This is a genomic window from Bacillus sp. C-3-6, assembly GCF_054509685.1.
Window position 1 is genome coordinate 67011 of the sequence record NZ_CM137247.1, and the last position, 12990, is coordinate 80000.

A 12990-nucleotide genomic window follows, 5' to 3' on the forward strand; every position below is an offset into this window, starting at 1 on the left:
CAATGTTTGTAAAAGTTGTACCATTATAGACAAGGTAACTAACGTTGCTGTTCTTGTTTAATGAAAGGTGATTGCGAAGTTGAAAGATACATTTGTTGAAAAAGTAGATGACTTTGTAAAGCAGCATGATGTATTAAAGAATAATTCAACAATTGTTGTGGGAGTTTCTGGTGGTCCTGACTCGTTAGCCCTTTTATATTATTTATTAGAAAAAAGAGCGGAAAAACAGTTGGAAATTGTAGTAGCTCATGTGGATCATATGTTTAGAGGTGATGAATCTCATGAGGATTTACAGTTTGTGCAGGACCTTTGTGAAGAACTGGGAATTATTTGTGAAACGATAAGGATTAATGTATCACAATATCAACAGCAATACGGAATGAATGCACAGGTTGCTGCTAGAGAATGCAGATATGCATTTTTGGAAAGAATAATGAAGAAATATGATGCAAGATATGTTGCTCTTGGACATCATGGAGATGATCAAGTCGAGACAATTTTAATGCGTCTTGTAAGAGGGAGTACTCCGAAAGGATATGCAGGAATTGCAGTGAAGCGTCCTTTTCATAATGGATATTTAATTAGGCCGTTACTTGGGGTAACGAAGGAAGAAATTGTTGATTACTGTAATAAGCTAAATTTAATTCCACGTATAGATCCGAGTAATAAAAAGGAAGTATATACAAGGAATCGATTACGTAAATATGTCCTTCCTCACTTAAAAGAAGAAAATCCACAAATGCATGAGAAATTCCAAAAATTTAGCGTGCAGATGCAAGAGGATGAGGCTTATTTGCAGGAATTAGCTTTTGAGAAAATGAATAAAGTAATTACAAAAAAAAGTGATAAACAAATTAGCTTATCAATTCCTGCCTTTGAATCCATGTCTATGCCTTTACAAAGAAGAGGGATTCAACTAATATTAAACTATCTTTATGAATATAAGATTCCATCTTCTCTTTCTTCTATACATATTGACAAGGTGATTGAGTTTTTTAAGCGGACACAACCTTCAGGTTCACTTGATTTTCCAGGTGATTTGAAAATTGTTCGCACATACGAGGAGTGTAGCTTTAGATTTAAACAAGAAATTGTCTCTCCTTTTTTGCAAGATTTATCAGTACCCGGGACCATTACACTATTGAACGGGGATGAATTTGTAACAGAGGTGAGCGAAGATATACCAAGTAACATGAATGAAACAGTATTTGTTGCTAAGTATAATGATATATCATATCCACTTCGTATTCGTTCTAGGGAAAATGGAGATCGCATGTCAATACAAGGTATGGATGGCACGAAAAAGATAAAAGCTATTTTTATCGAAGCGAAAGTACCAAAAGAAAAAAGAGAAGAATGGCCGGTCGTTTGTGATGCAAGTGGGAACATTATTTGGGTACCCTTGTTGAAGCGATCTGCATTTGCAATTTCGAAAGAGATGGCAAAGAAGGGTAAATATATGATTATTCACTACAAAAGCAAGGAGTCTTCCGGGAGGATAATGAAATGATGAATCAAGATATCGAAAAAGTATTAATTTCTGAAGAACAAATACAAGAAAAGGTGCGCGAACTAGGTGCAGTTATTGCAGAGGATTATAAAAACACAGTACCTCTTGCAATTGGTGTATTAAAAGGCGCAATGCCATTTATGGCAGATTTATTAAAGAGAACAGATACATATCTTGAAATGGATTTTATGGCTGTATCTAGTTATGGTCACTCTACAGTTTCAACAGGCGAAGTGAAAATTTTAAAAGATCTTGATACTTCTGTAGAAGGTCGCGATATTTTAATCGTCGAAGATATTATTGATAGTGGTCTTACACTAAGCTACTTAGTAGACTTATTCAAATATCGTAAAGCGAAGTCTGTAAAAATTGTTACATTATTAGATAAGCCAACAGGCCGTAAGGTTGATCTGAAAGCGGATTATGTTGGATTTACTGTTCCACATGAATTTGTAGTAGGATATGGATTAGATTATAAAGAGCAGTACCGTAATCTTCCTTATGTAGGCGTATTAAAACCAAGCGTTTACTCAAATTAATTAAATACAGGCTTTACAATTGTATAGGAAAGTTTTTCTATGTTACGATTTACTATAGTGTTTATGCCGTGAGAGGAGGTTAGGAATGAATCGTATCTTCCGTAATACCATCTTTTATTTACTGATATTCTTAGTAGTAATTGGAATCGTGAGCTATTTTAATGGTTCGACACAAAAAACGACATCAGTTAGCTACGACAAATTCATTACTAAACTAGAAAGCGGTGAAGTGCGTAATGTGCAACTTCAACCGAAAAATGGTGTATTTGAGGTAAAAGGACAATTCAATAACTCTAGCCAAGGAGAACAATTTGTTACTTATGCACCAAATACTGAGGAATTACAAAAGAAAATCAATGATAAAGCGAAAGGTGCCGAAGTTAAGTATCAACCAGCAGAAGAAACAAGTGCTTGGGTAACATTCTTTACTTCAATCATTCCGTTTGTCATCATCTTCATTTTATTCTTCTTCTTATTAAACCAGGCTCAAGGCGGCGGTAGCCGTGTTATGAACTTCGGGAAAAGTAAGGCGAAGTTATATAATGATGAAAAGAAAAAAGTTCGTTTCAGAGATGTTGCTGGGGCGGATGAAGAGAAACAAGAACTTGTCGAGGTAGTTGAATTCTTAAAAGACCCTCGTAAGTTTTCTGAAGTTGGTGCCCGTATTCCGAAGGGTGTCCTATTAGTTGGACCTCCAGGTACAGGTAAAACTTTATTAGCACGTGCTGTTGCAGGTGAGGCTGGCGTTCCATTCTTCTCTATCAGTGGTTCTGACTTTGTAGAGATGTTTGTCGGTGTCGGTGCATCACGTGTACGTGATTTATTTGAAAATGCAAAGAAAAATGCTCCTTGTATCATTTTCATTGATGAAATTGATGCAGTAGGTCGTCAACGTGGCGCAGGTCTTGGTGGTGGTCATGATGAGCGTGAGCAAACATTGAACCAGTTACTTGTTGAAATGGATGGATTCGGTGCAAACGAAGGTATTATTATCATTGCTGCGACAAACCGTCCAGACATTCTTGACCCAGCGTTATTACGTCCAGGTCGTTTTGACCGTCAAATTACAGTAGATCGTCCAGATGTAAATGGCCGTGAAGCTGTACTGAAAGTACATGCACGTAATAAACCGCTTGATGAGCATATTAATTTAAGAGCAATTGCGACTCGTACACCAGGATTCTCTGGTGCGGATCTTGAAAACTTATTAAACGAAGCTGCTTTAGTAGCTGCACGTCGAGATAAGAAGAAGATTGATATGAGTGATATCGATGAAGCAACGGATCGTGTTATTGCAGGTCCAGCTAAGAAAAGTCGTGTTATCTCTGAAAAAGAACGTAATATCGTTGCTTTCCATGAAGCAGGCCATACTGTAATTGGTGTTGTTCTTGATGAAGCTGATGTCGTTCATAAAGTAACAATTGTCCCTCGTGGTCAGGCTGGTGGATATGCGGTAATGCTTCCGAAGGAAGATCGTTACTTCATGACAAAGCCAGAGTTACTTGATAAAATCACTGGTTTACTTGGTGGTCGAGTAGCTGAGGAGATTGTATTTGGTGAAGCAAGTACAGGTGCTCACAACGATTTCCAACGTGCAACTGGTATTGCAAGACGTATGGTTACGGAATTTGGTATGAGTGATAAGCTTGGACCGATGCAATTTGGTAGCTCGCAAGGTGGTCAGGTATTCTTAGGAAGAGACTTCCATTCAGAACAAAACTACAGTGATGCAATCGCACATGAAATTGATGTGGAAATGCAAACAATTATTAAAGAATGTTATGCTCGTGCGAAACATATTCTTACTGAAAAACGAGATAAGCTTGATATTATCGCGAAAACGTTACTTGAAGTAGAAACATTAGACGCAGAGCAAATTAATCATTTATATGATTATGGCAGATTACCTGAGCGTCCAACATCTTCAGATGATGTGAAAGTAAACATCAATATGAAGAAAGACGATGAAGATAAAGAAGATAAGTAAGAAATGAAGGAGTGACTATCGTCACTCCTTTTTTGTTTGTTAAGATTTTTGTTAATTACTATTAAGGGCTTAGTGGATAAAGTAATTTAAGTAAAACTAGTATTAAAAATTGAAATAGAGAGCAATCTTTTTGTAAAATGATGAGGATAGGAAAGCTGATTATATAAGTATGTGTGATATGATGTTTTTATAAGTTTTATACATACTACACAAATATAGATTAAATAAGATAAGTGGTGAGAATATGATTTTTGTATTGGATGTAGGGAACACAAATGCTGTACTAGGCGTGTTTGAAGAGGGGGAACTTCGTCAGCATTGGCGCATGGAAACAGATCGTCATAAGACAGAAGATGAATATGGAATGCTTGTAAAACAGTTACTTGATCATGAGGGTCTTTCGTTTGAAGATGTGAAAGGTATTATTGTGTCTTCAGTCGTACCACCAATTATGTTCGCTTTAGAACGTATGTGTGAAAAATATTTTAAAATTAAACCGCTTGTAGTAGGGCCTGGAATAAAAACGGGGCTAAATATTAAATATGAAAATCCACGTGAAGTAGGCGCAGATCGAATTGTAAATGCAGTAGCGGGAATCCAATTGTATGGAAGTCCACTTATTATTGTTGATTTTGGTACGGCTACTACATATTGTTATATTAATGAAGAAAAGCATTATATGGGTGGAGTTATTACGCCAGGAATTATGATTTCAGCAGAGGCTTTATATAGTAGGGCAGCAAAACTTCCTCGTATTGAAATTACAAAACCGAGCAGTGTTGTTGGGAAGAATACAGTAAGTGCGATGCAATCAGGTATTCTTTATGGTTATGTAGGACAAGTGGAAGGTATTGTTAAGCGTATGAAAGAAGAAGCTAAACAAGAACCGAAAGTTATTGCAACAGGTGGATTGGCGAAATTAATTTCAGAAGAATCGAATGTAATTGATATTGTAGATCCATTTTTAACGTTAAAAGGCTTGTATATGTTATATGAGCGTAATGCAAATTTACAGCATGAGAAAGGTGAATAAATAAGTATGAAAGATTATTTAGTAAAAGCGTTAGCGTTTGATGGAGAAGTACGTGCGTATAGTGTACGTACAACGAATACAGTAAGTGAGGCACAAAGACGTCATGATACATGGAGAACAGCTTCGGCGGCACTTGGTCGTTCTTTAACTGCAGGTACAATGATGGGTGCGATGTTAAAAGGTGATCAAAAGTTAACGATTAAGGTAGAAGGTAATGGTCCGATTGGCCCTATCTTAGTAGATGCTCATGCAAATGGAGATGTACGTGGCTACGTAACGAATCCACATGTTGATTTTGAAGGAACGGAACAAGGGAAATTACGTGTATATCAAGCGGTAGGTACAGAAGGGTTTGTAACAGTAATTAAAGATATTGGTATGCGTGAGCCGTTTATCGGTCAATCTCCAATCGTTTCGGGAGAACTAGGGGAAGATTTCACGTATTATTTCGCAGTTTCTGAGCAGACGCCTTCTTCTGTTGGTGTGGGTGTACTTGTAAATGGAGATGACAGCGTATTAGCGGCGGGTGGATTTATCCTTCAAATTATGCCGGGCGCACAGGAAGAAACAATTTCATTCATTGAAGATCGTTTGCAAAAAATCCCGCCTGTATCAACATTGATCGAACAAGGTCTTTCTCCAGAAGAGCTACTATATGCAGTCCTTGGAGAAGATAAAGTAAAAGTATTAGAAACAATGGATGTTCAATTTAATTGTACGTGCTCACGTGAACGTATTGAGAGTGTGTTAATTAGTTTAGGTAAAACAGAGTTAGAGCAAATTCGTGAAGAAGAAGAAGAAACAGAAGTTCATTGTCATTTCTGTAATGAACGATACAAGTTCTCTAAAGAAGATATTACAAATTTAATTGAGAATTTGTAATAAGGGGATTAACCCTCCGAATAGATTGACAAACAGGGAATTTTCTGACAAAATCTAAATATAGATAAAACCAATAAAAATACTCGGTGTTAGGAGTGACAGGAATGCGAGTGGCACAATCAGTTTCAGAATTAATCGGGAAAACGCCGATCGTTAAGTTGAACCGCATCGTAGAATCAGACAGCGCAGATATATACTTAAAACTAGAATTTATGAATCCAGGGAGTAGCGTTAAAGATCGTATTGCACTAGCTATGATTGAAGATGCTGAAAAAAAGGGATTGTTAAAAGAGGGCGATACAATCATTGAGCCAACAAGTGGTAACACAGGGATTGGTTTAGCGATGGTAGCGGCTGCTAAAGGATATAATGCAATTTTAGTAATGCCAGAAACAATGAGTATTGAGCGTCGTAATTTATTACGTGCTTACGGTGCTGAATTAGTATTGACTCCAGGTCCTGAAGGGATGGGTGGAGCAATTCGTAAAGCGACTGAATTAGCGAAAGAGCATGGCTACTTTATACCACAACAGTTCAAAAACCAATCAAATCCAGAAATTCACCGTTTAACAACAGGTCCAGAAATTATTGAACAAATGGGCGACCAATTAGATGCGTTTATTGCAGGTATTGGTACAGGTGGAACGATTACTGGTGCTGGTGAAGTGCTGAAGGAAGCGTATAAAGATATTAAAATTTATGCAGTAGAACCTGCAGATTCACCAGTATTATCTGGTGGGAAACCAGGTCCACATAAAATCCAAGGAATTGGGGCGGGATTTGTTCCGGAGACGTTGGATGTAGAAGTATATGATGAAATTATTCAAGTGAAAACAGAGCAAGCATTTGAATATGCGAGAAGAGTGGCTAAAGAGGAAGGTATTTTAGTTGGTATCTCTTCAGGCGCAGTTATTTATGCAGCAACAGAAGTTGCGAAAAAGTTAGGTAAAGGGAAAAAGGTACTTGTTATTATTCCGAGTAACGGTGAACGTTATTTAAGTACACCACTTTATCAATTTGAATCATAATTAAATGCGATTGAAAAAGCATCCTTGAAAAAGGATGCTTTTTCTTTTTGGATTGGAAATAGGAAAAGAGTGAATGACTAGAAAACTTCATGTAAAATAAGAGGTAGTATAATTAAATTATTTTCACTAGCCTTCGAGTATAATCAATCTCTATATAAATAACTTATGTAGTTGGAGCTGGTTCATCTAAGAGGGTGGGATAAAAGAAGACGGGGTGTTGATATGCAACGAAGAAAATCTTTAGCGCTTTCTATTCCATATCAGTTAGATTTCTTTAAGCAATATAAATTTCTTTCTCAGGATAAGCCGCAACATATTTTGCTGGAAAGTGGACGTGGCGGTCGTTATAACATAGTGGGTTTAAACCCGGTAGCGGTAATCCAAGGGAAGGGTGAAAAGTTACATATAAGTGAAAGCGGTAAGGAAACAATAAAAAGAGGGAATCCATTAGATTTAATGCAAGAATATATGGAGAAATGGAAAACAGACTACAATCCACAGTACCCGCCTTTTCAAGGTGGTGCAATTGGCTACTTTAGTTATGATTGTATCCGTTATATCGAAAAACTCCCTTCTCTTGCAGAGGATGATCTGAATATACCCGATATATACTTTTTATTATTTGACGATGTGTTTGTCTATGATCAAAAAGAAAAGCTATTGTGGATTATTACACATTATGTAGATAAGCATGCAGAAGCAGAAGAACGTTTAAATGAATGGAAGGATCTTTGGGTGGCAGAAGTGCCTGAAGTGACTATGCCGTTTGAACGTCCTAAAAAGAAAAATGAAGCGGTTGCCTTTACAGAAACAGGCTTTATGAAGGCAGTTGAATGTATTCAAGAATATATTGGGGCGGGTGATGTGTTCCAAGTAAACTTGTCGACGAGACAAGAAAGAACTTTACAAACGCATCCACTAGAAATTTATACAAGTCTTCGTGAAATTAATCCATCTCCATATATGGGTTACCTGGAGCTTGGGGATTTTCAAATTGTTAGTGGATCGCCAGAGTTGTTAATTAAGAAACAAGGAACTGAAGTAAGTACAAGACCAATTGCTGGAACGAGATCTAGAGGCGCGGATGAGCAAGAGGATGAAGAATTAGCAAGAGAATTAATTGAGAACGAAAAAGAAAGAGCAGAGCATGTAATGCTTGTGGATTTAGAAAGAAATGATTTAGGGCGTGTTTGTAAATATGGCACTGTAGAAGTAGATGAATTTATGGTAATTGAGAAATACTCACATGTTATGCATATTGTTTCTAATGTGCGTGGTGAGGTGGAAGAAGATAAAGATGCTTTTGATTTGGTGAAGGCTGTATTCCCTGGTGGAACAATTACTGGTGCCCCGAAAATACGTACAATGGAAATTATTGAGGAATTAGAACCTGTTCGCCGAGGGATTTATACAGGTTCAATCGGTTGGATTGGTTATTCTGGAGATACAGAATTGAATATTGTAATTAGAACACTTCTTGCTAAAGATGGAAAAGCTCATGTACAAGCGGGGGCGGGAATTGTAATTGATTCAAATCCGGAAAATGAATATAAAGAGTCGTTAAAAAAGGCGATTGCTTTATGGCGTGCAAAAGAACGTAGCGAAGAAACGGTTAGGTGAGAGAAATGATATTAATGATTGATAATTATGATTCTTTTACATTTAATTTAGTGCAGTTTCTTGGAGAACTTGGACAAGAGCTCGTTGTTAAACGTAACGATGAAGTGACGATTTCAGATATCGAGAATATGAAACCAGATTTTCTAATGATTTCTCCAGGTCCATGTAGTCCTAATGAAGCGGGGATTAGTATGGAAGTTATTAAATACTTCGCGGGGAAGATTCCAATTTTTGGAGTTTGTTTAGGGCATCAATCTATTGCACAAGTGTTTGGTGGAGAGGTTGTTCGTGCAGAGCGATTAATGCATGGGAAAATTTCGCTTATGCATCATGATGGAAAGACGATTTTTTCGGATATTCCTAATCCGTTTACTGCGACGCGCTATCATTCCCTTATTGTTAAGAAAGAGACGTTACCAGATTGCTTAGAGGTAACATCTTGGACGGAGGAAGGGGAAATTATGGCACTTCGTCATAAGACATTGCCGATAGAGGGTGTGCAATTCCATCCGGAATCTATTATGACTTCTCATGGGAAAGAGTTATTGCAGAATTTCATTCGTAAATACAGTCCAAGTGCGACATTATGTTAATTTACGTAAATGGTCAGTATGTAGAAGCAAGTGAAGCGAGAATTTCTCCTTATGATCATGGTTATTTATATGGTCTTGGAGTTTTTGAAACGTTTCGTATTTATAATGGTCATCCTTTCTTATTGGATGATCATTATGACCGTTTAATAGAGGCGCTGGATACATTGCAAATTAAATGGACAATGACAAAAAATGATGTGATGCTTATTTTGAAAGATTTACTCGCTAAGAATGAATTGAAGCATGCATATGTACGTTTTAATGTATCGGCGGGTATAGATGAAATAGGATTACAAACGGAAATATACGAAGAGCCTTCGGTTATTGTTTTTATAAAACCTTTAACAGCTCCAGGAGATGTAGTAGAAAAAGAAGGTGTTATTTTAAAACAAGTGCGAAATACACCGGAAGGGACATTTCGCCTGAAGTCTCATCACTATTTAAATAATATTTTAGGTAAGCGTGAAATTGGAAATGTTGTGAGCAAGGAAGGCATTTTCCTTACTGAAGCAGGTTATGTTGCAGAGGGTATTGTTTCGAATCTATTTTTTGTGAAAGGTGATGTTTTATATACACCTTCGTTAGAGACAGGTATTTTAAATGGTATCACTCGTGCGTTTATTATAAAGAGTGCTGAAGAATTAAACATAGAAGTAAAGGAAGGTTTCTTTACAAAAGATGAGCTACTTTCAGCGGATGAAGTCTTCGTAACAAACTCCATTCAAGAAATTGTTCCGCTTTATCGTATAGAAGCGCAGGATTTCCCGGGTAAAGTAGGAGTGGTTACAAAAAGTTTAATGTACCTTTATGGAATGCAAAGAGAGAAATTATGGAGCAGAAATGAATTACGAAGAGGAGATGTGTAGTTTGAAGTGGGATTATGATTTACGCTGCGGCGAATATACATTGAATTTAAATGAAAAGACATTAATTATGGGGATTTTAAATGTAACACCAGATTCGTTTTCTGATGGTGGGAGTTACAACGAGGTAGATGCTGCGGTACGTCACGCAAAAGAAATGCAAGGTGAAGGTGCTCATATTATTGATATTGGTGGCGAATCTACTCGCCCAGGTTTTGCTAAAGTATCAGTAGAAGAAGAAATAAAGCGAGTCGTCCCGATGATTCAAGCAGTTTCAAAAGAAGTAAAATTACCTATATCTATCGATACATATAAAGCTGAAGTTGCAAAGCAAGCAATTGAGGCTGGTGCTCATATTATTAATGATATTTGGGGGGCGAAGGCGGAGCCGAAAATTGCTGAAGTCGCAGCCCGTTATGATGTACCCATCATTTTAATGCATAACCGTGATAATATGAATTATCGTAATTTAATGGCGGATATGATTGCTGATTTGTATGACAGTATTAAAATTGCTAAAAATGCTGGTGTGCGAGATGAGAATATTATTTTAGATCCAGGTATCGGTTTTGCTAAAACACCGGAGCAGAACTTAGAGGCGATGCGTAATTTAGAACAGTTAAATGTGCTAGGTTATCCGGTTCTCTTAGGTACTTCGAGAAAGTCCTTTATTGGGCACGTATTAGATTTGCCAGTAGAGGAACGCCTTGAGGGAACGGGAGCTACTGTTTGTCTTGGTATTGAAAAGGGCTGTGAGTTTGTTCGTGTCCATGATGTGAAAGAAATGGCGCGTATGGCTAAAATGATGGATGCGATGATTGGTAAGGGGGTAAGGTAATTGGATAAAATTTATATCCACGATATGGAATTTTATGGTTATCATGGTGTGTTTCCAGAGGAAAATAGATTAGGTCAGAGATTTAAAGTTGACTTAACGGTGGAGTTGGATTTAAAGCGTGCAGGGGAAAGTGATGACTTAGAGCATTCGGTCAATTATGGAGAGCTTTTCGAATTATGTAGAAAAGTTGTTGAGGATAGAAAGTATAAGCTTGTGGAGAGTATCGCTGAAAATATTGCTGCAGATATATTAAAGCAATATAAAAGTATTTCACGGTGTACAATTAAGGTGATTAAACCAGATCCGCCGATACCGGGCCATTATCGCGCTGTAGCAGTAGAAATTACGAGAGAACGTCCATGAATAATATAGCGTACATTGCATTAGGGTCAAATATTGGAGAGCGTTATACGTATTTAACTGAAGCCATTCATTTTTTAAATAAAAGTCCGTATATTCAAGTTGATGATGTTTCGTCAGTGTATGAAACTGATCCAGTTGGCTATACTGACCAAAGTTGTTTTTTAAATTTAGTTATAAAAATTTCTACCAATTTATCACCGCAAGAATTATTGAAAGTAACACAAAAAGTAGAAAATGACCTAGGAAGAAAAAGGGAAATTAGGTGGGGGCCGAGGACTATCGACCTTGACATTTTACTTTATAATCAAGAGAATATTGAAGCAGAGAATCTTATTGTTCCGCATCCGCGGATGTTCGAAAGAGCTTTTGTTATCGTTCCGTTGTTAGAGATTAATCAAGATATAAAACAAAACATTTCACGTTCACAAGTAGAAGAAATGAAAAGGCGAGAGGGAGTAACGGTATGGAAGCAGAAAAATGGGGAAGACGCATTCGTGCTTTTCGAAAGCTAAAAGGCTACACGCAAGAAGGTTTTGCTAAAGAATTAGGGGTATCAGTATCTGTTTTAGGTGAAGTTGAGAGAGGGAATCGATCGCCTTCTCAAGATTTTGTAGTAGAAGTTGCTAAGGCGTTAAATGTTTCGATAGATGAATTAATGCCAAAGTAACTGTGCAGGAAGGAGTAGGTTGATTGTTAAAGATTGCAAATATTGAGATGAAAAATCCGGTTGTATTAGCACCGATGGCGGGAGTGTGTAACTCTGCATTCCGTTTAACAGTTAAAGAATTTGGTGCAGGTTTAGTTTGTGCTGAAATGGTAAGTGATAAGGCAATATTACTGAATAACAAAAGAACATTAGATATGTTATATATTGATGAGAGAGAAAAACCATTAAGTTTACAAATTTTCGGTGGAGAGAAAGAAACGCTTGTAGATGCTGCGAAATACGTAGATAAATATACGACAGCAGACATTATTGATATTAATATGGGTTGCCCAGTACCGAAAATCGTTAAATGTGATGCGGGGGCAAGGTGGCTTCTAGATCCAAATAAAATATACGAAATGGTAGCAGCGGTTGTAGATGCTGTTGAAAAGCCGGTTACGGTTAAAATGCGTATCGGTTGGGATGAAGAACATATTTTCGCAATAGAAAATGCTAGAGCTGTTGAGCGTGCTGGCGGACAAGCTGTGGCGGTTCACGGACGTACGCGAGTGCAAATGTATGAAGGGAAAGCAGATTGGGATATCATTAAACAAGTAAAGCAAGCTGTGAATATCCCGGTTATCGGAAATGGTGATGTCGAAACACCGCAAGATGCGAAGCGTATGCTTGATGAGATTGGTGTAGATGGTGTTATGATTGGTCGTGCAGCTCTTGGGGATCCATGGATGATTTATCGTACGGTAAAGTATTTAGAGACAGGTGAATTAATGCCGGAACCAACAGTCCGTGAGAAAATTGATGTATGTATGTTGCATCTAGATCGTCTTATCGATTTAAAGAATGAAAATGTTGCTGTAAGAGAGATGAGAAAGCATGCGGCTTGGTATTTAAAAGGTGTTCGTGGTAATGCGAGTGTGCGTAATGGTATCAATACTTGCAACACGCGTGAAGACCTTGCGAATGTATTAGGTGCATTTGTAGAAGAAGTAGAGGCGAAACAACAAACAATTTACGTTGGTTAATAAGGAGGACGGAGAAGATTGACATTCTTCTACACACTTCCTATA

Annotated in this window: 14 protein-coding genes; all 14 read left to right on the forward strand. The window is 37.4% G+C overall.

Features of this window, described 5'->3' with window-relative positions:
- Positions 1–79 precede the first annotated feature (79 nt).
- Positions 80–1510, forward strand: a complete 1431-nt coding sequence (gene tilS, locus ACW0JX_RS00360) for a tRNA lysidine(34) synthetase TilS (protein WP_089170258.1) — start codon at positions 80–82, stop codon at positions 1508–1510.
- On the forward strand, positions 1507–2049 hold the full coding sequence (gene hpt / locus ACW0JX_RS00365) for a hypoxanthine phosphoribosyltransferase (protein ID WP_000981846.1): 543 nt from the start codon (positions 1507–1509) through the stop codon (positions 2047–2049). The genes tilS and hpt overlap by 4 nt, the downstream gene beginning before the upstream one ends.
- Positions 2050–2134: 85 nt before the next feature.
- Positions 2135–4036 (forward strand): ATP-dependent zinc metalloprotease FtsH, encoded by a 1902-nt coding sequence (gene ftsH, locus ACW0JX_RS00370; protein ID WP_001079669.1) that lies wholly within the window; start codon positions 2135–2137, stop codon positions 4034–4036.
- Positions 4037–4280: 244 nt separating this feature from the next.
- The gene (locus ACW0JX_RS00375) at positions 4281–5069 is read left to right on the forward strand and encodes a type III pantothenate kinase (protein WP_000578365.1); all 789 of its coding nucleotides are present in this window, start codon (positions 4281–4283) and stop codon (positions 5067–5069) included.
- 6 nt (positions 5070–5075) lie between these two features.
- Positions 5076–5951 (forward strand): redox-regulated molecular chaperone HslO, encoded by an 876-nt coding sequence (gene hslO, locus ACW0JX_RS00380; RefSeq protein ID WP_000656367.1) that lies wholly within the window; start codon positions 5076–5078, stop codon positions 5949–5951.
- 104 nt (positions 5952–6055) lie between these two features.
- The gene (gene cysK / locus ACW0JX_RS00385) at positions 6056–6979 is read left to right on the forward strand and encodes a cysteine synthase A (protein WP_001261712.1); all 924 of its coding nucleotides are present in this window, start codon (positions 6056–6058) and stop codon (positions 6977–6979) included.
- Between the two features lie 222 nt (positions 6980–7201).
- Positions 7202–8599, forward strand: a complete 1398-nt coding sequence (gene pabB, locus ACW0JX_RS00390) for an aminodeoxychorismate synthase component I (protein ID WP_064531864.1) — start codon at positions 7202–7204, stop codon at positions 8597–8599.
- A 5-nt stretch (positions 8600–8604) separates the two neighbouring features.
- Complete coding sequence (pabA, locus tag ACW0JX_RS00395) at positions 8605–9192, forward strand: aminodeoxychorismate/anthranilate synthase component II (protein ID WP_071731622.1); 588 nt, start codon at positions 8605–8607, stop codon at positions 9190–9192.
- On the forward strand, positions 9186–10058 hold the full coding sequence (gene pabC / locus ACW0JX_RS00400) for an aminodeoxychorismate lyase (RefSeq protein ID WP_016513295.1): 873 nt from the start codon (positions 9186–9188) through the stop codon (positions 10056–10058). The genes pabA and pabC overlap by 7 nt, the downstream gene beginning before the upstream one ends.
- Positions 10033–10893 carry a dihydropteroate synthase gene (folP, locus tag ACW0JX_RS00405; protein WP_141544755.1) on the forward strand — a complete coding sequence of 287 codons (861 nt, stop codon included), beginning with the start codon at positions 10033–10035 and terminating at the stop codon, positions 10891–10893. The genes pabC and folP overlap by 26 nt, the downstream gene beginning before the upstream one ends.
- On the forward strand, positions 10894–11256 hold the full coding sequence (gene folB / locus ACW0JX_RS00410; protein WP_000358070.1) for a dihydroneopterin aldolase: 363 nt from the start codon (positions 10894–10896) through the stop codon (positions 11254–11256). It abuts the gene before it with no gap.
- Entirely contained in the window at positions 11253–11768 is a 516-nt protein-coding gene (folK, locus tag ACW0JX_RS00415; protein WP_089170261.1) for a 2-amino-4-hydroxy-6-hydroxymethyldihydropteridine diphosphokinase, read from the forward strand. Before folB ends, folK begins: the two co-directional genes overlap by 4 nt.
- Positions 11720–11923, forward strand: a complete 204-nt coding sequence (locus ACW0JX_RS00420) for a helix-turn-helix domain-containing protein (RefSeq protein WP_000387030.1) — start codon at positions 11720–11722, stop codon at positions 11921–11923. Before folK ends, ACW0JX_RS00420 begins: the two co-directional genes overlap by 49 nt.
- 23 nt (positions 11924–11946) lie before the next feature.
- The gene (dusB, locus tag ACW0JX_RS00425; RefSeq protein ID WP_000912249.1) at positions 11947–12945 is read left to right on the forward strand and encodes a tRNA dihydrouridine synthase DusB; all 999 of its coding nucleotides are present in this window, start codon (positions 11947–11949) and stop codon (positions 12943–12945) included.
- The last annotated feature ends 45 nt before the right edge of the window (positions 12946–12990 follow it).